Genomic DNA, 20,531 nt, shown 5'->3' with positions numbered 1-20,531 from the left:
CGTTCTTCTCCGGCGGTCCCGGTCAGCCGTACCCCTGGAGCGTCGTGGGCTCCGACGGGTGCCAACACAGGGCGCCGGAACGGCATTCCAGCGGGCCGTTCTGGGAGAAGAGCCAGGCAACGAGGCCGGCCGTCATCGCCATCACTATCGCCCACCCGACCAACCCCAACGGCACGCCGGTGTACTCCTCGCCGTCGTTGGCGGTCGGGTCCTCGACCGACCAGCCCGCGCGAGCCCCGATGGCCGGTGCCCCGTACCAGAGGAAGCCCGTCGGCAGCACCAATAGAGCCGTGTCACCGAGGTGGATGATCGCGAACCAGACCAACCGCTCAGGTCTGGGTTGAGGCGCTCCCCTGCGATGGCTCCAACACCGACGAGGGGACGTTGTCGGGTGTGGTCATCGACCAGCCGGAACAGGTGTGTCGACGTCAAGGTACCGGTAGATCGTGGGCCGGTTGACGCCGAACTCGGCGGCGATCTCGGCGGCGATCTCGGCGACGGTGTATCGGTTGCGGCCCTGGTAGTCGACCTGGTCGTACATCTCGCGGGCGAGCCGGACCTGCCGCGCCCCGAGCTTGGCCTTCCGACCACCCGTGCGGCCGCGGGCCCGAGCCGCGGCCAGGCCGTCGCGGGTGCGCTCACCCATCAGGGAGTGCTCGAACTCGGCGATCGCTTCCAGGATCTGGAAGGACATCCGGCCGACCGCGGTCGAGGTGTCGATGCCCTGATCGAGCACCACGAGCGCGATCCGCTCCCGCTGCAGGACGTTGGCCAGCTCGATCAGGTGCTCGAGGGATCGGCCGAGGCGGTCAAGCTTGGTCACGACGAGCTGGTCCCCCGTCCGTGCGGATCGAAGGGCGGCATCCAGTTCGGGCCGGTGTGCCAGCTTGCCGCTCGCCAGGTCGATGAACACCTGCTCACAGTCGGCCCGCCTCCAGTGCGTCCTGCTGCGACTGGGGATGCTGGTGCCGGGTTGAACGCGTCCGTAGCCGATCGTCTCCGCGCGAACGTTTCGCAAACCCCCGTTACCACGACGAAGCTCCGGACACGTGTATCGTTACAACGTTGCCTGGGACAACTCCTAGAGTGGCCGAGTGTTGTAGACGACCTCGCCAGCACCAGACGGGGCTGTTTCTGATACGAGTTGCGGACATCAGCCAGTCATCGACGTGGTCGGCTCGTTAGGTACTAACGCACCCTCAGTCGCGCAGCGTCGCGATCACGCCCGCGAGGGGGGGGGCGGTGACGGTGATTCCTCGACGCCAGACCCGCAGCCCTTCACTCAGGCCGCGGATACTCGCCCGCCGCGCGGACCGCTCCGACCACGCCGGCATATTGCGGCGTCATCTCGATGTAGCGCTCACGAGCCCGTTGATGCTCTTGCTCGAGCGCGGTCGAGTTCTCGTCCAACGACAGTGACTCGTGGAGTCCGAGTATCACGTAGATGGCGTCGTCGGCGAAGCCAGAGCACGGCGTAGCTGTGGGAGCAGTCGAACGACGGACCGGGCTCGCATCAATCGTTCCGACCGAACAGTTTGAGACCAGGCCTCGAGCACGGGAATCGGTGGCCCGTCGGGTCCGGCCAGGCCATTGGCGATCACGAAGATTGCCAATGAACCCCGAGTCGACGAGATCGCGTTGATCACGCTCCCGCAGCCATGCGGTAAGCAACAGAGGGACCGGGCGAGAGGCCCTCATGCCGAGAAGGTAGGGGGTGGCGCCGGCTACGCCGCCGCCCCTGCCGACCACTCAGGTTCCACCGCGGACGGTTCTGAGCGTCGCCGACTAGAATAGCGACCCAACGAAGACGCCAACGGCTAGGGCAATGACATTGCTTACCACTTGAACCGTCAGGACGTCTCTGTTGCGACGGATCCACCCCGGTCGGTCCTCCCGCCGCACGAGCCAAATTGCCCCTTTCGCCGTGCTAGCATAGAGGACCGCCCCGCCACCCAAGAGGATGGCGACCGCGCCGACTCCTAGTAGCCAATACGTTGCACCCGACGGCCGCTGATCACCCTCCCGCACAAGAGTGCCCGCCACCGTAAACAGCGCAAAGCCAAGTAGTCCGAGCGCAGTCCCGACGCCAGAGGCGAATCGGTAGAATCTCCGCACCCTCGTGCGCAGGAAGTCCTCCAATACCCTCCTTACGCCCTCAACAGCCCGGTCGTCCTCCATCGAACTGTACACCGAGGCATACAATCGATTCACCGACACACTCAGGGAATGAAACTTCTGATGCGGCGTGGCGCTAAAGCGTACCGAATCAAGGCTCTTGACGCCTTCGACGACAAAATCCTCGACAGACTTTGCCCGGCCAGAGTATTCATCACTGGTGACTTCGAGCGCGCCGATTGAGCGCAGTTCGTCTTCGATAAACTTTAAATCACTAAGATCTAAGACGACCCGGTCGATGAGACCTATACCCTCACGCCTGGGCCCGCGGTACCTAAGATTCCCCTCGCTTGTCATGACTGCCGAGGCTAGTCGATGTACACCCCAACCCGCTCGGCTGCAGGGTGTGTTCTCCTGATCTGTGGGGTCGGCCGGTGGCGCCCCACCATCGACGCGTCGTATGACTACCAGGTCACGGTTGTTGACGCCAGGCACTGCGCCTTGCGGCGTTCGACCGCTTGCCCGCGGTGTACAAGCAGTTCGCGGCCCGAGCGGCAACGCCGTCGCGGTGATACTCGACGCTCGACGCGAGACGCCCGATCGATTACTACAATCGCGGCCAAGCTGGCCTACAATCGTTTCGGCCTAGAACCCGAATGTTCGATTCCTGGTCGAAGCACTGCCGCATAGGCGTCGGTTGGTCGACGTCAGCCGGGATGCATGCGAAGAAGTCGATCGCTTCGGGCCAGCGGGGCAGCATATTTCCGCAGCCGATCGCACAACTGAAGGTCTCGCAGTTGGCGAACCACGAGACCTGGTGATCAATCCTGGCCCGCTAACTTCGTCGCGACTGTGAATACGATGACGCCGACCGGCAACATAAGACTTTGGGAAGCAGCTCATCTCGACGCCCAGTGAGTGGTCACGGTGAATCAAGTATGAATTTTGTCGATCAAGTCCGGACTCGCTTGCTCAACTTTGCCCTCGCCCTTGAAAAAGGTTGCCCGGGGGTGGCCATCTTCAACGACACAGAAAAGCCGCCGGTGACCGTTGTTGCGCAAATCGTCTACACTAACATCATCGCGCGATCAGTCAACGTTGCTCAAGGCGGCGATCGGTTTAGCCAGGGAGTCGTCAACGAATTCGGTCCGGACTAAAACGCTCCGTAATCTGTGTTAGCGGTTACAGGGCTCATCGCAATCGAAGGTGTAGTCCGGGTCTGAACCCGCCGGTCTCCAGGAGGCTGCGGGCGATGTAGTTGGTCAGGTTGCGGAATCCGAGGGCGGTGCCGCGGAGGTGTTCCGGTCGGCCGTTGATGGCTTCGGTGGGTCCGTTGCTGGTGCCGGGCCGGTCGAAGTAGGCCAGGACGTCCGCGGCGCGGCGGGCCAGGGTTCGTCCCAGGCGTCGGATCTCGGTCAGCTCGGGTGGGACGCCGCTGCTCACGGTGTGGATCACGGCGCGCAGACGGGTCTTGCCGGTGAGCTTGTTCGGGTGCCGATAGGCGGCCACGACGCGCTGGTAGATCCCCCAGGTCGCTTTGACCTCGACGTGCTCGTCGACGGCGAACACTGCCTGGATCCGGGCGCGTTGCCGGTCGGTGAGCAGGTCGGCGCCGGTGTGCAGGGTCCGGCGTGCGGCGTACAGGGGGTCGCCGGTCCGGCCGCGGTGGCCCAGGGTGTCCTGTTGCACGCGTTGCCGGCATCGCTCGAGTGCTTCACCGGCCAAGCGGACGACGTGGAACGGGTCCATCACCGCGGTCGCGTCCGGGAGCTGCGCCGTGGTGGCGGTCTTGAAGCCGGTGAATCCGTCCATCGCGACCACCTCGACGCCGTCGCGCCATGCCTGGTCCCGTCGGGTGAGCCAGGTGGTGAACGCGCTGGTGGAGCGGCCTTCGATCATGTCCAGCAGCCGCGCCGGTCCGGTCCCGTCGCGGACCGGGGTCAGATCGATGATGACCGTGACGAACCGGTCGCCGCGGCGGCCGTGCCGCCAGACGTGCTCGTCGACCCCGATCACCCGCACCCCGTCGAAGCGGGTCGGGTCACCGATCAGCACCCGCCGACCCTCGGTCGGCACTGCCGCGTTGGCGGTGTTCCACGAGACATTCAACCCTTCGGCGATTCTCGCGATGCTCAAGTGGCCCACGACCAGGCCCTGCAACGCCCACCGCAGGCCGCCACGGGACAGCACCGCCCGCGGCTCGGCCGCCAGGGTGGTGTCCTGCCGCCACACCAGGCGGCAGGCTTGGCATCGGTACCGGCGGATCGTGACCAGCAGCACCGTGGGTCGCCACCCCAGCGGTTCGTGCGCCAACCGCCGCAGCACCGTGTCCCGCGGCCGGCCCTGCCCACCACAACCCCGACACCGATCGTCCGGGGCGCTCACCCGGCACGCCAGCACGGCCGCGTCCGGTTCCAGGAACTGGCCGATGACCTGCAGGCCCAGGCCATCCAGCCGGGCGAACGTCGTCACATCAGGGGCAGCAAAGGTAGCGTCAACCACGTCGAGGTCTTCCAGGAAAGCGGTGTAGGAACCTTCATCCTCGGAGGACCTCGACCCTCACCCCGACACCGCCACGCCGCCCACCCCTACACCCTCATCTGCGAAGAGCCGGTTACAGCTGCCCTCGCAGTGCTCCGGCTGGACCCGGAGCGGCGATCAGAACGGGCAGTCATCGAGCTGTTCCGGTGGCGGGGTGCCGGTGCCGGGTCCGGCCAGCTGGTCGAGCAGCGAGGTGCCCACGGCCGGTGCCGGGTCGAGGACGACCCGAGGCTGCTCGTCCGTCACCGGCCCGTCGGGTCCGATCGGCTCGGCCGGCACGAGACCGACCAGGTCGTCGAGGCCACCGTCGCCACCATCGGCACCATCGGCACCGTCGGCGGTCAAGGTCGACCAGGTGCGGCGACCGAGGCTCGGGTCGGTCAGTTCCCCGGGCAGGGTGAACTCGCGGGCGGGCACGGTGTGCCGGCCGCCGGTCGGGGTGCTCCAGACGATGACGCCGAGCGGCAGGCGTTCGGACGGTGGCCGACGGTGCGCCGCTGCGCCGTCCAGATCGGCCGGGAGGGGACGCCACAGGGTGAACGTCTTGAGGCGATGGTGACGACGGCACAGCGGGATGAGGTTCGTCTCGTCCGTGGGTCCGCCCTCGGCCGGAGATGAGTGGTCGAACTCGAGGACGTGGTCCAGGTCGCAGCGTCGGCTCGACTGGCGGCAGCCCGGGAAGCGGCAGGTGTCCTGGGCGGTGAGCACTCGATCGCGCACCTGCTGCCCGGGTCGGTAGCGGATGACGCTGCGGTCACCGACCCCGACGGCGGTGCCGGTCGGCGGATCGACGGGGACGACGGTCAGCGATCCGGCCGACTCAGCCAGCGACCGCGCCACCTCGGCCGTGATGACGCCGTGACCGGTGAGTTCGCCCGGCAGGCTGTCGAGCCCGGCCAGGGTGGACAGACCCATGGTGACGACCAGGTGCGGCCGGCGCCCCTGCCAACTCCGGGTGGCCCGGTCAGCGTCAGGATCGTGGCCGTCCGGACGCCGGAGGTCGACGTGCCCGCGGGTCAGCAGGGCGTCGCAGAGATCGGTGAGAGCGTCGGCGCGTCGGGCGCCGATGGTCCGCCGGTCGGGCAGCGCGGCGCTACCGGGCGGCTGCGGGTCGCCGGGCAGGGGAGCGCCGAGCGGATCGGGCCGGTGCGCCAGCAGATCGAGGAGCGTCATCACCGTGGCGGCGGCCTCGGCGGGCAGGTGCGCCCGGAGGAACGCCATGCCGTCCGACGCGGCCGTGACGGCCACCTCCCGACCGGTGCGCGCCTTCCGGGCCCGCCGCTCGGCGCACTCGGGGTCGACTGCGATGGCCGCCCGGTCGACGATCGGCCGCAACCGGCCGGGCGTCCGGGTAGTGGCCTTGGGCAGGACGGCGTCCTCGACCGACGCGCGTTGCTCGGGGGTGAGCCCGGCCGTGGCGTCGGCGATGACACCGGCCCGCGCCCGGTCGATCTGACCCAGCTCCAGTGCGGCCAGGGTCTGCGGGAGCTCGGTGACCAGTTCGACCGTACGGTCGACCCGCGGCCGGGCCGTGAGCGGCGACAGGTGCAGAGCGGCGCCGATCTCGGCCGCGGCCAGGTCGGCGGCGTGATCCGCCACCATCCCGCCCAGCACCTCGGGGTCGAGGTCGGTGCGGCCGCCGGCGGTCAACTCGTCGGCCACCTGCTGCACCAGCCCGGTCATCTCGCCCGCGCGGCCGGGGCGGGCGAGATCGGCGAGCAGTCGGGTCCGATGACCGGCGAGCCACGAGGTGAGCCGCTCGCAGTCGCGGACGGCGGCGACCAGTTTCGCGCCACTGAGTCGGCGCGGGACGGTCGCCATCACGCTCGCCAGCAGCTCGACGGATGGCGCCGGAGGAGCGGCGTCGTCGGTGTCGGCGAGTGGAGACATGTACGAATCATAGCCTGTGTCCAGCAGGACATCCGGGTGAATCTCGGTCGTGTGCGGCCGTCGGAGCGAAGCCCGGGCCGGTGGATGCATCGTGCCCGGCGACAGCGACAGTCGGGCGCGACGGGCACGGTGGGCTGTCGAGGCTGAGCGTGCGGGTCGAGGCCCGCCGTGGGGACGCGGGGCCAGCGGTCACGGACCCCACGACAGGCCACCACCCGGACTCACTCAACCCGGCACCCGGTCCAGGAACCCGAGCACGTCGCGGATCCGCCCGTCCTCGTCCAGCACCAGCACGTCGAACCCGACGACGACCGGCTCGGCGCCGTCCGGCCCGAGCCCCCACCGGAACCGCAGCTGCCGGTGGTGGGCGTCCGGCTCGCCGAGCCGGCTGAACACCGCGCCCGGGAACTGGGCCTGCACGCCGTCGATCAGTGCGGCGATGCCGTCGTGGCCGGCCACCTCGGCCAGCGGATCGGTGTACGTCGCGGACGGCGACCAGTGCCGGGTCAGCAGCTCCGTCCGCTGCGGTCCCGCGGCGTTGAAGGTGGCGAGGTAGGCGTCGGCCGCCTCGACGATGGTGTCTGGCATGGCGTGTCCCTTCGGGAGAGGTCCGGTTGACGGGCCGAGCCTGGCTGCGGTCGGTCCGGTCGGCCATGACCTCGCAGGTCATGGCCGCGCGCCGACGGGCCCCTACGCTGCCGGCATGAGCGCCGTCACCAGCACCGCCCCGGAGGCGCCCGGAGTCGGTGCGCTGCTGCGGTTGTGGCGGGAGCGCCGCCGGTTCAGCCAGCAGGAACTGTCCAACCGATCATCGGTCTCGACCCGGCACCTGAGCCGGTTGGAGACCGGCCGGGCGCACCCGACGCCGGAGATGCTGCTGCGGCTGTCCGACCACTTGGACGTGCCGATCCGCGAGCGTGACCGGCTGCTGCTCGCGGCCGGGTTCGCGCCGCGTCATCCCGATCGTTCGCTCGACGACGCCGACCTCGCCGTGGTGCTGGACGGGGTGCGACGGCTGCTGGACGCCCACCTGCCCCATCCGGCGTTGCTGCTGGACGACCGCTGGGACGTGGTCGATGCGAACGCGGCCGTCGACGCCCTGCTCGTCGGCTGTGCGCCGCGGCTGCTGGAGCCACCGGTCAACGTGGTCCGGCTGTGCCTTGATGCCGAGGGACTGGCCCCGCGCATCCGCAACCTGGCCCAGTGGGCCGCCCATCTGCACGACCAGGTGCGGCACCGCGCGGACCGCACGCACGACGCGTTCCTGGACGGGCTGGCCGCGGAGATTGCCGCAGCGTTGCCCGCCGGCGGGCACCACCCGAGCACGTCCGGCCCCGTCGTCACCCTCGACCTGGCGATCGGGGCCGGCACCGCCCGCTTCTTCAGCACCACCGCCCGGCTCACCACCGCGACCGACGCCGCGTTGGAGGGGCTGCACCTGGAGACCTTCCTGCCCGCGGACGAGTGGACCCGGCAGCAGTACCGCGGGTGACGGAGCAGTCGTGCGAGCGAGGGACGAGGGAGCGCGGGCTCCGACCATCGACCCGCTCAGAAGGCGGGACCGCGGCGCCGCACGGTGATGCGCACGGACACCGCCGTGATCAGCCCGGCCAACACGACGGTGACGCAGGCCAGGTAGAGCTCCGCGTCCAGCAGCAGCACCCCGTTGGTCAGTAGCGCCGCCATGGCCATGGCCAGGTCACGCAGGCTGGGCAGGGTGTTCCGGCCGTGGATGATCACGAACATGGCGACGACCGCGCCGAGCAGGGGCAGGACGACCAGCAGCAGCAGCGGCACGACCGCCCTGACTCCGGCCACCCCGACCACGGTCAGGCCGCCGATGGTGCCGCCGACGACCAAGCCCCACTTGGCCAGCATCCGGCCGGCGTGCAGCAGCCGCAGCTCCCGAGGCGCGAACCGGTCCATCGATCTCCTCGTGCCGCCCACCTGACGCGCGCACCAGGCTGGGGAGCGCGCACCCGTCGTGATCCATCATGGCCGCTGATCACGGGTCGGTCGCCCCGATGTGGCGGACAGCGCACCCCGGGACGCGCGCTCGGCCCCGGGTCAGAACCCGAGGGCGACCCGGGCCGGGATCAGGTCGGGACCGCCCCACCACGCCGCGGTGGCCTGGTGGGTGGCCAGCGACCGCAGCACCGCCCGGTCCAGGTAGAGCGTGCCGTTCAGGTGATCGGTCTCGTGCGCGACGATGCGGGCCGCCCAGCCGGCGACCTCCTCGTCGACCATCGCGCCGGTCTCGTCCTGACACCGCAACCGCACCCGGGCGGCGCGGTCCACCACGGCCTGGTAGCCCGGCACCGACAGGCAGCCCTCGTACCAGGCGGCGCGCTCGTTCCCGACGGCCTCGTAGGTCGGGTTGACGATGACCCGGAACGGCAACGGGTGCCGGTCGCGCGCCGCCGCGACCTCGTCCGGGACCGGGGCCGAGTCCTCCAGTACCGCGACGGCCAGGCCCAGTCCGATCTGCGGTGCGGCCAGCCCGACTCCCGGTGCGGCGTGCATCGTCTCGCGCATCGCGTCGATCAACTCGGCGAAGAGCTCGGGCAGCAGGCCGAAGTCGTACGGCGCGGCCGGGTGCCGCAGCACGGGGTGCCCCGCGGTGACCAGCGGCAGCGGCCGGGGACCGTCGAGCAGGCGGCGCACCACGTCGGCCGGGGACGGTCCGGCGACCTCGTCGATCGGGTCGGCTGACGACGGGGCGGACGGGGCGGCGGGCTGCGGGTCGGGGGCGGACACCGCCGGAGCCTATCGAGCGGACGATCAGTGATCCGATCACGTGCGCCCTCAGAGGGTGGCGGCCGCCTCGAGGAGCATCCAGGCCGACAGCTGCACGGCCAGGTCCCGGTCCGCGGGGCCCGAGCCGGGACCGGGAGCCGTCCAGTCGGGACCGAACCGTGGTCGCCCGTCCACCCAGGCCGCCTCCCGCCAAGCCGCATCGGCCGATCGCCGCACCAGGTCGGCCGCGGTCGCCCGGGCCTCGGCCGCGGCCGGGTCGGACCCGGGCAGCGCGCCGGCGGTGAGCGCCAGGTAGCGGGCCAGGATGCCGGGGAACAGCCCGGGGTCGCCACCGAGCTGTTCCGGTGGGTTCCGCAGCACGCCGTCCCGGGTCAGGTGGGTGGCCACCGCGTCGACGAGGGCGGCGGCGCGGTCGGTGAACTCGGCCCGCCGGGACGGCAGCCGCACGGCCAGTTCGACCGCGGCGCCCAGCGTCACGCCTTGGCCGTAGGTGTAGACGATCCGTTCCACCAGGCCCGGCCGCAGCCCGTCCCAGATCAGTCCGGTGTCCGGATCGCGCAGCCGCTCGTCGATCCAGTCCGCGGTCGCCGCGGCCCGCGACAGGTTGCCGGTGCGGGCCAGCAGGATCGCGGCCGGGCCGTTGGCCGGGGTGTTCTTGAACTCGTCGCCGCGCCGCCACGGCACCCCGCCGCCCTCGGCGTCCGACCAGGCGGCGAGCAGCTGCCCGGTCAGCCGCAGCACCGGCCGCCGGTACCGCCGCCGGCCCGGGAACGCCAGCCGGTCGGCGCGGTCCAGGGCCAGCCCGAGCCAGGCCATGTCGTCGAAGTAGGCGTTCGTCCAGCGCAGTCCGTTGCGCAGGAACACCGAGCGCGCCACCGCGGACACCCGCCGCCGGCGCAGCGGATCGGGCTGGCGGGCGCGGGCGTCCACCAGGCAGTCGAGCAGGTGCGCCTGCCACCAGTAGTGCCAGTGGCCGAACCACGCCTCGGACCGGGTCGGCGGCCAGGCGATCGCGCCCAGCGCGGTGCCGGGCGCGTGCCACAGCGGCCGCACGTGGTGCCGGACGACCGCGTGCTCGGCCGCGGCGGCCCGGCCCGCCGGGCTGGCCGAGGTGCTGGTCACGGGAGGGCCTGGAGCTCAGTCGGTGTCGTAGAGCTGGGAACGGTCGAACCGGGCACGCCGGGACCCGGACGGCCGGCTGCCGCGCTCCTCGCCGGTCGGCGGGGCGGCCGCCGGCTGCCGGCCGTCGGGTCCGGCCGCCGGTCGATCGTCACGGTCGTCGTCAGGCCGCGGGTCGAACGCCTCGCGGGCGATGAAGACGATCATGCCGATGAGCGCGATGACGCCGAACGCGAGCCACTGCAGTGCGTACGAGAGGAACGGGCCGCCGTCGGTCTGCGGCAACCCGATCGGGGTCAGCACACCCGGACTGTCGCCGTGCAGTTGCACGTACCCGGCCAGCACCGGCCCGCTCACGTCCAGATCGGCCGGCAGGGTGCGGGAGTCGATGGCGCGGGCCAGCAGCCGCCCGTCCTGCCACTCGACGGGGCGGTCCAGCGGATCGGTCTGGTCGGCCTGCACCCGGCCGGTGACGGTGACGACGCCGGCCGGGGTCGGAGCCGCCTGGTCCAGGTCGCCCAGCGGCACGGTGCCGCGGTCGACCAGCAGCACCGTCCCCGCCTGCGGGCCGTCGATCAGCCGGAACGGCACCACCCACTCCGACACGGGGGAGCCGCCGGAGTCCTGCCGCAACCGGATGACCGCGCCCTCGCCCTCGAACTGCCCGGTCGCGGTGACCTGGCGCCAGATGGCCGAGCCCGCGGGCTCGGTGCCGACGGCGAGCAGGTCGGTGACGGGAACGACCGGCGCCTCCACGGCAGCATTGATGGCCGCGTTCTGCGCGGACCGTGCGGTGTGCCGGTCGAACTGCCAGGGGGCGAGCACGGTGAAGCAGGCGGTCGCGAAGACCAGCACGCCGATGATCATGGCCCACCAGCCGGGGCTGCGCAGGAACGCCCAACGGCCGCGGCGGACCGGCGCTCCGGGCGCCGCCGGACTCGCCGTGGCGGTCTGATCGGTGGGTGCGGTCATGGCCGGCCGCCCCCGGGCGTCTCGCCGACGAGCCGGCTGCGGATCTCGTCGATCACCCCGGGCGCCGCGGCCAGCGTCATGGCCATCACCTCGTCGAACCCGGAGTCGGGGCCGTAGTACGGGTCCGGGACCTCGTCCGAGTCGGCCTCCGGGTCGAAGGAACGGAGCAGGCGGACCTTGTCGGCGCCGGGATCCCCGGCGGCGAGCATCCGGCGCAGCGACCGCAGGTGGCCGCGGTCGGCGGCCAGCACCAGGTCGGCCGTGTCCAGGTCGTCCACAGTGATCTGCCGGGCGACGTGGTCGGTGGGCAGGCCGTGCGCCTCCAGCACCCGGACCGCGCGGGCGTTGGCCGCCTGGCCGACGTGCCAGTCACCGGTGCCGCCGCTGGTCACCCGCACCTGGTCGGCCAGGCCGGCCTGCTGCACCGCGGAGCGCAGCACGTGCTCGGCGATCGGGGAGCGGCAGATGTTGCCCGAGCAGATGACCGTGACGTGGAAGCGGGGGTCGGCTCCGGGCGGCCCGTCGGCGGGCCGTCGCGCGGGGGAGTCGGGACGGGTCACCCGACCATTGTGGCCCGGTCCGGGTGGCAGACTCACCGACCGTGTCGGGAACGGGGATCGATCGAGGGGCGCCGACGGTCGATCTGGCCGCCGTGCTGGCCGTCGTCCGGGGCGCGTACCCGGAGTCGCTGGCCGAGTCGTGGGACACCGGCATCGGCCTGACCTGCGGCGACCCGGCCGCGCCGGTCCGCCGGGTGCTGCTGGCGGTGGACGCGGACGCCGACACGGTCGCCGAGGCGATCGACGACCGGGCCGACCTGCTGCTCACCCACCACCCGTTGCTGTTCCGTCCGGTCCAGTCGGTCGCCGCCGACACGGCGAAGGGCGCGCTGCTGCACCGGCTCATCCGCGCGGGCGTCGCCCACGTCGCCGCGCACACCAACGCGGACTCGGCCGTCGGCGGGGTGAACGACGCCCTGGCCGAAGCCCTCGGGCTGGTCGAGCTGCGCCCGCTGCGACCACACCGACTCCGCGACCCCCAGGACAAGATCGTCGTCGCGGTGCCCGTCGGGCACACCGCCGCGGTGATCGCGGCCATGGCCGCGGCCGGCGCGGGTGGGGTGGGCCGCTACACCGAGTGCGCGTTCAGCGTCACCGGCACCGGCCAGTTCCGCCCGAACCAGGGGGCCCGCCCGGCCGTCGGCTCGGTCGGCGCGCTCGAGCAGGTGGCCGAGGACCGGGTCGAGATGATCGCGCCGCTGGCCGCGCGGGCCGCCGTGCTGACCGCCCTGCGCGCCGCCCATCCGTACGAGGAGGCGGCCGTCGACGTCCTCGAGCTGGCCGCCGATCCGACCCGCCCGGAGCCGACCGGACTCGGCCGGATCGGCATCCTGCCCGAGCCGATGTCGTTGCGCGCCTTCGCGACCCACGTTGCCGGCCGACTGCCGGCCACGGTGGCCGGGGTGCGCGCGGCCGGCGATCCGGATCGGCTGGTCCGGACCGTGGCGGTGTGCGGCGGAGCGGGCGACTCCGAGCTGGACCGGGCCGCGGCCGCCGGCGTCGACGCGTACGTGACCTCCGACCTGCGGCACCACCCGGTGGCCGAGCACGTGGCCGACCCGGCCCGCCCAGCCGTCGTGGACGTCGCGCACTGGGCCGGGGAGTGGCCGTGGCTGGGCCGGGCGGCACGGCTGCTGGAGGCTGCGTTCCCCGGTACGGTCGTCGCCACGGTGTCGACCCGGTGCACCGATCCGTGGACGGTGCACGCCCCCAGCCCTGCCCGTCCATCAGACTGTCCGGCTGCAGGAGGCGAGTGATCCGTGGCGTTGACCTGTGACCCGTTCGTGCAACGTCGGCTGCTCGAGCTGGCGCGGCTGGACCAGGCCCTGGCCGGCGCGGTCCACCGCCGCCGCACGCTGCCCGAACTGGCGCTGATCGAGTCGGGGACCGACCAGGTGACGCAGCTGCGCGGCGCCCAGGCGCTGGCCGAGGCCGAGGTGTCCGATCTGGACCGGGCCGAGCGCAAGCTGACCACCGAGATCGAGCAGGTACGGGCCCGGGCCGAGCGGGACGGGCAGCGCCTGGCCAGCGGATCCGGTCCGGCCAAGGACCTGACCAACCTGCAGCACGAGATCGAGACGCTGCACCGGCGGCAGGGCGTGCTCGAGGACCAGACGCTGGAGCTGATGGAGCGGCGGGAGACCGCCGAACAGGCGCTGAGCGAGGCCACCGCCGCCCTGGACGAGGCGCAGGGGCGGCTGACCGCCGCGCAGCAGCGCCGCGACGACGTCTTCGCCGAGCTGGAACAGGACACCGGCCGGCTCACCGCCGAGCGCGCCCAGGCCGCCTCCGGGGTGCCGACCGATGTGCTCGGGCTGTACGAGCGGATCCACGCCACCGGCAAGATCGCCGCGGCCGAGCTGGTCGGCTCGCGGTGCGGTGCCTGCCGCATCGATCTGGACCGGACCGCGCTGGCCGCCGTGCACGCCGCCAAGGTCGACGCGGTCGTCCGGTGTGACGAGTGCGGCGCCGTCCTGATCCGCTCATGACGGCCGGCTCGCGGGACAGTGCCCAGACCAAGCAGGTCACCGTCTTCGCCGACGGTGGGTCGCGGGGCAATCCCGGCCCCGCCGGGTACGGCGCCGTGGTGTTCGCCGGGAACGTCACCGACCCCGCGACCGATGCTGCCCGCGGCACCGTGCTGGCCGAGCGGGCCGCCGCGATCGGCCGGGCCACCAACAACGTGGCCGAGTACTCCGGATTGATCGCGGGTCTCGAGGCGGCCGCCGAACTGGACGCGCGCCTGGTGGCGGTGCGGATGGACTCCAAGCTCGTCGTCGAGCAGATGAGCGGCCGCTGGCAGATCAAGCACCCGGACATGAAGCCGCTGGCCCGCCGGGCCGCCGAGCTGATCCGCGGCTTCGACGGGGTGACGTTCGAGTGGGTGCCGCGCGCCCGCAACCGTCACGCCGACCGGCTGGCCAACGAGGCCATGGACGCCGCGGCCGAGGGACTGACCTGGCAGCCGCCGGCCCGGGACACCGCGTCGGACGAGGACACCGAGGACGACGGTGGGCTGTTCGGCACTGCGGTCGCACGGGAGGCGGTCGGGGCGCCGACGCCGCAGGACCCGGCCGCGGCGGCCGCCGGTCCTGAGGCGGCCACGCAGGTGGTGGTGGTCCGGCACGGGGAGACGGTGCTCGGCGCGCAGGGCCGGTTCGCCGGCCGCACCGACGTCGAGCTGACCGACCGGGGGCGCCGGCAGGCCGACGAGCTGGCGGCCCGGCTGGACCGGCTGCGACCGACCGTGGTGCTGACGTCACCGTTGCAACGCTGCCGCGACACCGCCGCCGCCATCGCGACCCGGACCGGGGCGCCGGTGGTCGAGCACGACGGCCTGTTGGACGGCACCCTCGGTGACTGGACCGGGTGCACGCCGACCGAGATCGGCCGCGGCTGGGCCAAGGAGTTCAGCCGCTGGCGGCGAGACCCGGCCGCGGCGCCGCCCGGTGGCGAGTCGTTCGTCCAGATCCGGCAGCGGGTCCGGCCCGTGCTGGACGAGGTCGTGCGCCGGTACCGCGGCGGCACCGTGGTGCTGGTCACCCACGCGGCGGTGACCAAGATGCTGCTGGTGCAGGCCCTCGACGCGCCGGACGCCATGGCGTACCGCTTCCGCGTCGACACCGCGTCGGTGTCGGGCTTCGGCGTGGAGGCCGACGGGTCGACGCTGGTGTGGGCGTTGAACGAGACGGGCCACCTGTTGGGCTGAGCGGGCGCCCTCGAGCCGTCGGAACGACCGAGGTGATTCACCCGCTCTTGGCCCGCGCCGGCTCCGATCGAGTGACCGTGGCGCCCGGATTGCCCGGTATCGTTTCGCTCCGACATTCTGTGCGAAACAGAGGATCGTGATCAGTGACGAGCAGTGGCAAGCACGGGAGTCCGACGGTGGGCAACTGGTCGAAGTGGTGGACGCAGCGCGCGGTGATCGTGCCGGTGGCGGCGATGGTGTTCGGAGCGACGCTCGCCGCCTGCGGCGGCCAGTCGACTGACACGGCGGCGTCGGTGGCGCCCACCTCGGTGGTGACCTCGGTGACGGTGCCCACCACGACCACCACGACGGTGACCACGACCGCGACAGCAGCGCCGGTCACCACCACGGCAGTGACGACCGAGACGGTCACGGTGGAAGCCGTCGCGGCGGCGGTCGTCGACGTGCCGGAGCCAGTGGTCGACGTGCCGGAGGTCGTGGCCGAGCCCGACCCCACTCCGATCGCGGCGGCGGTGGCGCCGGCCCGGACGTCGCAGGCTCCGGCCGCGCCCCCTGCGCCGGCGGCCTCGGCCAGCGTCTCCTACAAGAACTGCGACGCGGTCAAGGCGGCAGGCGCGGCGCCGCTGTACCGGAGTGATCCGGGCTACTCGTCCAAGCTGGACCGTGACGGCGACGGCGTCGCCTGCGAGACCTGATCCCGGCACCTCGCGGCGGCGACCGGATCGGCCGCCGCCGCGGAACCAGTTCAGCTGCCGGTGGCCATGCCCGGCTCCGGCCACACCCCGTGCTCCTCGACCCACGCGCGGCGCTGGTCGTACGGGGTGTCCACGTAGCTCTGCATGAGCTCGATGGCCTGCGGCTGCAAGCCGGCCTTGAGCCATTCCTCGGCCTCGATGCGCAGGCCCTCGGCGATCGGCAGGTTGCCGCCGCGGACCACCGACCGCTTGGCCGCGGCGAGCGCCGCCGGTGACTGCCGGGCCAGGCCGGAGGCGACCTCGATGCCGCGGGCCTTGGCGTCGTCGGCCAGTTCGTTCACGATGCCGAGTTCCAGCGCGCCCTCGGGTGAGACGTACCGGCTGCGCAGCAGGAAATCGAGGGCCCGGCCGTGGCCGATGATCTTGGTGAGCATCTGGGAACCGGTCCCGGTCAGGATGCCCAGTGCCGCCTCGGGGAATCCGACCCGGAAATCGCCGCGCTGCATGATGCGGATGTCGCAATTGAGCGACAACTCCAGGCCGCCACCACCGGCATCACCGGTGATCGCCGCGACCACCGGCTTGTCGAGGTAGGTGATCGCCTGGAGCAGGCCGCTCCAGCGGGCGAAGCCCTCGGGGTGGTTCGCCCGCATCGCGTCGAGGTCGTCGGTCCGCGAGACCAGCTCCTCCACGCTGAAGTGGGTGATGTACTGGCCCTCCGGGGCGCCGGTGATCACCACCGCGCGCACGTCCGGATACCGCCAGCGGGCGATGAGCTCGCCGAGCTCGGCCGTCGCCTGGCCGGTGAAGTAGTTCATCGGGGGGTTCTCGTAGGCCGCTACGAAGACGCCGTCGTCGCGCAGCTCGGTCCGGAAGAGATCCATCGGCGCACGCTACCGGGCGGTGAACAGCGGGCTGCCGCGGCCCCGGGAACGCCGGTAGTTCGCCAGCGGAAAGACGCCGGTGGAAGACGCCGGTGGAAAGAGGCCGGTTGAGAGAGGCGCCGAATGGCGGACGGGGGACGAGTCGGTCGTAAGCCGGGTTCTGTTCCCGGGCGCCTCGCGGCGATCCCGGTCGGCGACCATCCATCTCGGCGTGCCGTCGCCGACACGCTCCAGCGGTCCACCCGCAGGCTCGGGCGGGCCGCCCTCGAACGCCTGCGCACGGCGCGGATCTCACGATCCGCCCCGTTTCTCGACCTTGCTCCGGGTGGGGTTTACCGAGCCGCCCCGGTCACCCGGGACGCTGGTGGTCTCTTACACCACCGTTTCACCCTCACCGGCGTGCAGCACACACCGGCGGTCTGTTCTCTGTGGCACTGTCCCGCGGCTCGCGCCGGGTTGCTGTTGGCAACCACCCTGCCCTGTGGAGCCCGGACTTTCCTCGGCGACGCCGGGGATCCGGCGTCGACGCGGCCGCCCGACCGACTCGTCCGTGGGGGAGTCTAGTCGCGCTGTGGGGACGTCCGGACGATTCCGTCCCGGGAGGCGACGCCGCGGAGTTGCCTTGCTCACCCGGCGGCCGGATCCGGGTGATCGGTCTGGCACGCTCGCCACATGGCGCAGGAGCTGGCGGACGACCCGATCGACCGTTCGATCGACACCGAGGGCAGCGAGCGGGACGAGCGGCTGCTCTCCCGGTGGTGGGACATCCTGTCCATCGATCACCAGGCGGCCGCGGCCGCCTGGCTGGCGGACCTGATCGTGCCCGTCGTCCCGGCCCAGGCGCTCAAGCAGACTGATGCGGACCTGGCTCGGCGGGTGCTGGAGGGCCTGGACGACCCTGGTGAGGGCGCCGACGAGCTGGACGGCTACCGGATGTCCGCCCTGCTCAAGGACTTCCTGCAGTGGCGGACGAGCTGGCCGAGGGTGCGCCGCTGACCGCAGCGCTGGCCTCGGCGCGGCTGTCGGGGTAGCTGCTCGCCGACCACCGGCATGGTGGCCAGCGAAAGACCGCCGGCCACCATCAGCTGGACGACGGTGATCCGTCCCAGGTCGACCGATGGAACGGCAGGACGCCACCGTCACGCTGGAACCCGGCGAGCACGCCATCGACTCCAGCGCCCAGCGGTACGCGTACGTCAACGCGAGGCCCGAGGCCGCCTCGTCCGGGTGGTGACGGCCTGAAGTGACCGCACCCAGCTGACCGGATCGACGACCGGCATCCCGCGATCACCCGTCCGGAGATGCTCGTTCATCCAGCCGGGGCGTGATCGGGATGGGAAGATCCGCGCGGGTCGCCGGGGGTCGGCGACCCCTGGGAACCGGCCGTCGGGCCGGTCGGTGTCAGGGGGAACGCGATGCTCTGTGTGACGACGAACGAGATCCCGGGGTGGCAGATCCAGCGGGTGTGCGGCGAGGTCTTCGGGCTCACCGTGCGCTCCCGGAACGCCTTCTCGCAGATGGGCGCCGGGTTCAAGTCGATGTTCGGCGGCGAGCTGCAGGGCATGACCAAGCAGCTGACCGAGAGCCGCAACGAGGTGATGAACCGCATGTTCGAGGCGGCCCGTTCCCGCGGTGGCAACGCCATCATCTGCATGCGCTTCGACACCTCCGAGATGGGCGACACCTGGACCGAGCTGTGCGCCTACGGCACGGCCGTCGTCGCCGTCCCGATGGACGACGGGGCGCGCCAGACGGCGTCCGAGCTGGGCTACGCCCAGCGCTGAGCGATCGACCCCGGGCCCGGTCTGGGCCTGCTCAGCGCAGGTCCAGACCGGGCCAGGCGGCCCACTGCGGTCGCTCCACGCACGCCGGCCACACCCAGCACGCGTCGCAGGTCCGGCAGCGCCAGGTGCGGTGCGGCCGGCCGGCGCACAGGCACGGATGGGTGCCCACCAGGCAGCCCGACGGTCCGAGTGGGTGACCCTGCGGGCAGGCCGTCGGCGAATGCTCGACCAGCTCCCCGGCCTGCACCGTTACGTGTCGGCGGTCGGGCCCGGCCGGGTCGGACGGACCAGGCCCGGGGGCGCCCGGGTCGTGCTCGATCCGGGGCCGTGATCCGGGAGCAGCGGGAGGCACGGCCGGGTCGGATCCACCGGTGTCGAGCGGCCCCGGCGCGTTCGTACGCATGTTCGACAGACTAGCGTCTGGGTACCGTTGGCGTCCCCATCGGTCGGCCGTGGCGCGTGGCGAACGACCGGTCGCCCGACCGTCCAGGAGGCAACTGCATGCCGGTTCCGGCCCGATCCGTCGCGACGCCGCCGCCCGGGGTCGACTTCGACGCCATCCGGGCCGAGGTCGGCATCGAGACCGAGTTCCCGCCCGAGGTCACCGAACAGGCCCGCCGGGCCGCCGCCGAACCGCCGCCCGAGTACCCCGACCACACCGACCTGCCGCTGGTCACCATCGATCCGCCCGACTCCCTCGACCTGGACCAGGCGGTCGCGCTGGCCCGGACCGACGACGGGTACCGGGTCTGGTACGCCATCGCCGACGTCGCCGCCTTCGTCGCGCCGGACAGCCCGCTGGACCACGAGGCCCGCCGGCGCGGCGCCACCATGTACAGCCCGGACGGATCGGTGCCGTTGCACCCACGCGAGCTGTCCGAGGCGGCCGCCAGCCTGCTGCCGGACCTGCGCCGCCCCGCCGTGCTGTGGACCATCGACCTGGACCGGCGCGGGGAGCCGGCCGGGCCCGATGCGGTGAGCGTGCGCCGGGCTCTGGTCCGGTCCCGGGCCAAGCTCGACTACGCCGGTGTGCAGGCCGATCTCGACGCCGGCCGGGCCCACCCGTCGATCGAGCTGCTGCCCGAGATCGGCTCACTGCGGGAGGCCGCCGGCCGTCGCCGCCAGGCCCTCACCCTCGACCTCCCGGACGCCGAGGTGGTCCGGGCGCCGGACGGGCACTGGACGCTCGAGCTGCGCTCGATCCTGCCGGTGGAGCGGTACAACGCCCAGATCAGCCTGCTCACCGGGACCTGCGCGGCGGCGATGATGATCCGCGGCGAGGTCGGGCTGCTCCGCACCCTGCCCGCGCCGTCGGCGCAGCAGGTCGAGGTGTTGCGCCGGGCCACCGGGGCGCTGGGCATCCACTGGCCCGCCGACCAGACCGCGGCCGACGTGGTCGCCCGGTTGGACGGCTCGCTGCCCCGGGACGCGGCGTTCCTGGAGGACGCCGTCCGACTGCTCCGCGGGGCCGGGTACACCGCGTTCGACGGGGCCCCGCCCGAGCGGTCCGAGCACGGCGGGGTCGGGGCGCCGTACGCCCACGTCACCGCGCCGCTGCGCCGGCTGGCCGACCGGTTCGGCTCGGAGATCTGCCTGGCCCTGGACGAGGGCCGACCGGTGCCCGACTGGGTCCGGACCGCCCTGCCCGAGCTGCCCGCGCTCATGTCCGCGGCTGACCGCAAGGCCTCGACGTTGGCCAAGGCCAACCAGGGTGCGGTGTCGGCGTTCCTGCTGCACGGACGTGAGGGCGAGCGGTTCCCGGCCACCGTGCTGCAGGTCGAGCCGGAACGCGACCGGGCGGTGGTGGTGCTCCACGAGCCACCGGTCCGGGCCAACTGCTCGGCCGACGGTCTGGTGGAGGGCACGGTCGTGGCGGTCCGGCTGGTGTCGGCCGATCCGGCCACCCACAAGTTCCTGGTGGAACCGGCGGACGGCACGCCGCGCGACGACGCTGCCACGCTGGCCGGTTGACCCGGGCGCGCCGCGATTGCGGCGACCCGGTGGCG

At 72.2% G+C, this 20,531-nt stretch carries 22 protein-coding genes and 1 other RNA gene; 9 read left to right on the top strand and 14 right to left on the bottom strand.

All coding sequences use genetic code 11. The features are described from left to right. Positions 1-22 precede the first annotated feature (22 nt). From JL106_RS06725 to JL106_RS06715, 3 genes are all read right to left on the bottom strand, one after another. Positions 23-325 carry a hypothetical protein gene (locus JL106_RS06725; RefSeq protein WP_205259908.1) on the bottom strand — a complete coding sequence of 101 codons (303 nt, stop codon included), beginning with the start codon at positions 323-325 and terminating at the stop codon, positions 23-25. Between the two features lie 72 nt (positions 326-397). Further along, positions 398-1,018 carry a recombinase family protein gene (locus JL106_RS06720; RefSeq protein ID WP_205259907.1) on the bottom strand — a complete coding sequence of 207 codons (621 nt, stop codon included), beginning with the start codon at positions 1,016-1,018 and terminating at the stop codon, positions 398-400. Positions 1,019-1,785: 767 nt separating this feature from the next. Beyond that, on the bottom strand, positions 1,786-2,472 hold the full coding sequence (locus JL106_RS06715) for a hypothetical protein (protein ID WP_205259906.1): 687 nt from the start codon (positions 2,470-2,472) through the stop codon (positions 1,786-1,788). Between the two features lie 653 nt (positions 2,473-3,125). Here JL106_RS06715 and JL106_RS06710 point away from each other — a divergent pair. Then, positions 3,126-3,272: a hypothetical protein gene (locus JL106_RS06710; protein ID WP_205259905.1), complete on the top strand. Its 147-nt coding sequence runs from the start codon at positions 3,126-3,128 to the stop codon at positions 3,270-3,272. A 34-nt stretch (positions 3,273-3,306) separates the two neighbouring features. On the opposite strand, the gene JL106_RS06705 is transcribed toward JL106_RS06710, so the two are convergent. From JL106_RS06705 to JL106_RS06695, 3 genes are all read right to left on the bottom strand, one after another. Then, positions 3,307-4,617: an ISL3 family transposase gene (locus JL106_RS06705; RefSeq protein ID WP_205259904.1), complete on the bottom strand. Its 1,311-nt coding sequence runs from the start codon at positions 4,615-4,617 to the stop codon at positions 3,307-3,309. A 156-nt stretch (positions 4,618-4,773) separates the two neighbouring features. Continuing rightward, entirely contained in the window at positions 4,774-6,546 is a 1,773-nt protein-coding gene (locus JL106_RS06700; protein WP_205259903.1) for an HNH endonuclease signature motif containing protein, read from the bottom strand. 225 nt (positions 6,547-6,771) lie between these two features. Beyond that, positions 6,772-7,134, bottom strand: coding sequence for a nuclear transport factor 2 family protein (locus JL106_RS06695; RefSeq protein ID WP_236006914.1), 363 nt, complete (start codon positions 7,132-7,134; stop codon positions 6,772-6,774). Between the two features lie 115 nt (positions 7,135-7,249). Between JL106_RS06695 and JL106_RS06690 the strand changes: the two genes are divergently transcribed. Continuing rightward, complete coding sequence (locus JL106_RS06690) at positions 7,250-8,038, top strand: helix-turn-helix domain-containing protein (protein ID WP_205259902.1); 789 nt, start codon at positions 7,250-7,252, stop codon at positions 8,036-8,038. A 56-nt stretch (positions 8,039-8,094) separates the two neighbouring features. On the opposite strand, the gene JL106_RS06685 is transcribed toward JL106_RS06690, so the two are convergent. The 5 genes from JL106_RS06685 to JL106_RS06665 form a co-directional block, all read right to left on the bottom strand. Then, positions 8,095-8,472, bottom strand: a complete 378-nt coding sequence (locus JL106_RS06685) for a hypothetical protein (protein ID WP_205259901.1) — start codon at positions 8,470-8,472, stop codon at positions 8,095-8,097. 141 nt (positions 8,473-8,613) lie between these two features. Then, positions 8,614-9,246: a peptide deformylase gene (locus JL106_RS06680; RefSeq protein ID WP_407940113.1), complete on the bottom strand. Its 633-nt coding sequence runs from the start codon at positions 9,244-9,246 to the stop codon at positions 8,614-8,616. Between the two features lie 105 nt (positions 9,247-9,351). Beyond that, positions 9,352-10,425, bottom strand: a complete 1,074-nt coding sequence (locus tag JL106_RS06675) for a glycoside hydrolase family 76 protein (protein WP_205259899.1) — start codon at positions 10,423-10,425, stop codon at positions 9,352-9,354. A gap of 15 nt (positions 10,426-10,440) precedes the next feature. Beyond that, the gene (locus JL106_RS06670; RefSeq protein WP_205259898.1) at positions 10,441-11,394 is read right to left on the bottom strand and encodes an SURF1 family cytochrome oxidase biogenesis protein; all 954 of its coding nucleotides are present in this window, start codon (positions 11,392-11,394) and stop codon (positions 10,441-10,443) included. Then, a complete protein-coding gene (locus tag JL106_RS06665; protein WP_205259897.1) occupies positions 11,391-11,954 on the bottom strand; it encodes a low molecular weight protein-tyrosine-phosphatase in 564 nt (187 codons plus the stop codon). Before JL106_RS06665 ends, JL106_RS06670 begins: the two co-directional genes overlap by 4 nt. Positions 11,955-11,995: 41 nt before the next feature. Between JL106_RS06665 and JL106_RS06660 the strand changes: the two genes are divergently transcribed. From JL106_RS06660 to JL106_RS06650, 3 genes are read left to right on the top strand one after another with little or no spacing between them, the layout of a single operon-like run. Beyond that, positions 11,996-13,210 (top strand): Nif3-like dinuclear metal center hexameric protein, encoded by a 1,215-nt coding sequence (locus JL106_RS06660; RefSeq protein WP_205259896.1) that lies wholly within the window; start codon positions 11,996-11,998, stop codon positions 13,208-13,210. 3 nt (positions 13,211-13,213) lie between these two features. Next, positions 13,214-13,942, top strand: coding sequence for a zinc ribbon domain-containing protein (locus JL106_RS06655; protein WP_205259895.1), 729 nt, complete (start codon positions 13,214-13,216; stop codon positions 13,940-13,942). Then, positions 13,939-15,162 (top strand): bifunctional RNase H/acid phosphatase, encoded by a 1,224-nt coding sequence (locus tag JL106_RS06650; RefSeq protein ID WP_205259894.1) that lies wholly within the window; start codon positions 13,939-13,941, stop codon positions 15,160-15,162. The genes JL106_RS06655 and JL106_RS06650 overlap by 4 nt, the downstream gene beginning before the upstream one ends. Before the next feature lie 37 nt (positions 15,163-15,199). On the opposite strand, the gene JL106_RS21965 is transcribed toward JL106_RS06650, so the two are convergent. Further along, positions 15,200-15,550 carry a hypothetical protein gene (locus tag JL106_RS21965; protein WP_328841591.1) on the bottom strand — a complete coding sequence of 117 codons (351 nt, stop codon included), beginning with the start codon at positions 15,548-15,550 and terminating at the stop codon, positions 15,200-15,202. 4 nt (positions 15,551-15,554) lie between these two features. Here JL106_RS21965 and JL106_RS06645 point away from each other — a divergent pair, with 4 nt between their 5' ends. Next, positions 15,555-15,857 carry an excalibur calcium-binding domain-containing protein gene (locus JL106_RS06645; RefSeq protein WP_328841589.1) on the top strand — a complete coding sequence of 101 codons (303 nt, stop codon included), beginning with the start codon at positions 15,555-15,557 and terminating at the stop codon, positions 15,855-15,857. A 50-nt stretch (positions 15,858-15,907) separates the two neighbouring features. Here the strand turns inward: JL106_RS06645 and JL106_RS06640 are convergent, their stop codons facing one another. Continuing rightward, a complete protein-coding gene (locus JL106_RS06640) occupies positions 15,908-16,741 on the bottom strand; it encodes an enoyl-CoA hydratase/isomerase family protein (RefSeq protein WP_205259893.1) in 834 nt (277 codons plus the stop codon). A gap of 134 nt (positions 16,742-16,875) precedes the next feature. Beyond that, positions 16,876-17,288: RNase P RNA component class A (gene rnpB / locus JL106_RS06635), an RNA gene on the bottom strand. Between the two features lie 125 nt (positions 17,289-17,413). Between rnpB and JL106_RS06630 the strand changes: the two genes are divergently transcribed. The 3 genes from JL106_RS06630 (at position 17,414) to JL106_RS06620 (ending at position 20,496) form a co-directional block, all read left to right on the top strand. Continuing rightward, a complete protein-coding gene (locus JL106_RS06630; protein WP_205259892.1) occupies positions 17,414-17,737 on the top strand; it encodes a hypothetical protein in 324 nt (107 codons plus the stop codon). A gap of 419 nt (positions 17,738-18,156) precedes the next feature. Then, complete coding sequence (locus JL106_RS06625; protein ID WP_205259891.1) at positions 18,157-18,525, top strand: YbjQ family protein; 369 nt, start codon at positions 18,157-18,159, stop codon at positions 18,523-18,525. Positions 18,526-19,026: 501 nt separating this feature from the next. Next, positions 19,027-20,496 carry an RNB domain-containing ribonuclease gene (locus tag JL106_RS06620; protein ID WP_205259890.1) on the top strand — a complete coding sequence of 490 codons (1,470 nt, stop codon included), beginning with the start codon at positions 19,027-19,029 and terminating at the stop codon, positions 20,494-20,496. Positions 20,497-20,531 lie beyond the last annotated feature (35 nt).

It is taken from the genome of Nakamurella leprariae (assembly GCF_016918035.1).
GTDB lineage: Bacteria > Actinomycetota > Actinomycetes > Mycobacteriales > Nakamurellaceae > Nakamurella > Nakamurella leprariae.
Note: the sequence above shows the minus strand (reverse complement) of the source record. Positions and strands in the feature narration are given on the sequence as shown.

What these genes read in the sequence shown, in the direction of transcription:
- JL106_RS06715 (WP_205259906.1), bottom strand. Translation starts at nt 2,472, where the DNA reads ATGACAAGCGAGGGGAATCTTAGGTACCGCGGGCCCAGGCGTGAGGGT.
- JL106_RS06700 (WP_205259903.1), bottom strand. Translation starts at nt 6,546, where the DNA reads ATGTCTCCACTCGCCGACACCGACGACGCCGCTCCTCCGGCGCCATCC.
- JL106_RS06695 (WP_236006914.1), bottom strand. Translation starts at nt 7,134, where the DNA reads ATGCCAGACACCATCGTCGAGGCGGCCGACGCCTACCTCGCCACCTTC.
- JL106_RS06690 (WP_205259902.1), top strand. Translation starts at nt 7,250, where the DNA reads ATGAGCGCCGTCACCAGCACCGCCCCGGAGGCGCCCGGAGTCGGTGCG.
- JL106_RS06685 (WP_205259901.1), bottom strand. Translation starts at nt 8,472, where the DNA reads ATGGACCGGTTCGCGCCTCGGGAGCTGCGGCTGCTGCACGCCGGCCGG.
- JL106_RS06670 (WP_205259898.1), bottom strand. Translation starts at nt 11,394, where the DNA reads ATGACCGCACCCACCGATCAGACCGCCACGGCGAGTCCGGCGGCGCCC.
- JL106_RS06650 (WP_205259894.1), top strand. Translation starts at nt 13,939, where the DNA reads ATGACGGCCGGCTCGCGGGACAGTGCCCAGACCAAGCAGGTCACCGTC.
- JL106_RS06640 (WP_205259893.1), bottom strand. Translation starts at nt 16,741, where the DNA reads ATGGATCTCTTCCGGACCGAGCTGCGCGACGACGGCGTCTTCGTAGCG.
- JL106_RS06630 (WP_205259892.1), top strand. Translation starts at nt 17,414, where the DNA reads ATGGCGCAGGAGCTGGCGGACGACCCGATCGACCGTTCGATCGACACC.
- JL106_RS06625 (WP_205259891.1), top strand. Translation starts at nt 18,157, where the DNA reads ATGCTCTGTGTGACGACGAACGAGATCCCGGGGTGGCAGATCCAGCGG.
- JL106_RS06620 (WP_205259890.1), top strand. Translation starts at nt 19,027, where the DNA reads ATGCCGGTTCCGGCCCGATCCGTCGCGACGCCGCCGCCCGGGGTCGAC.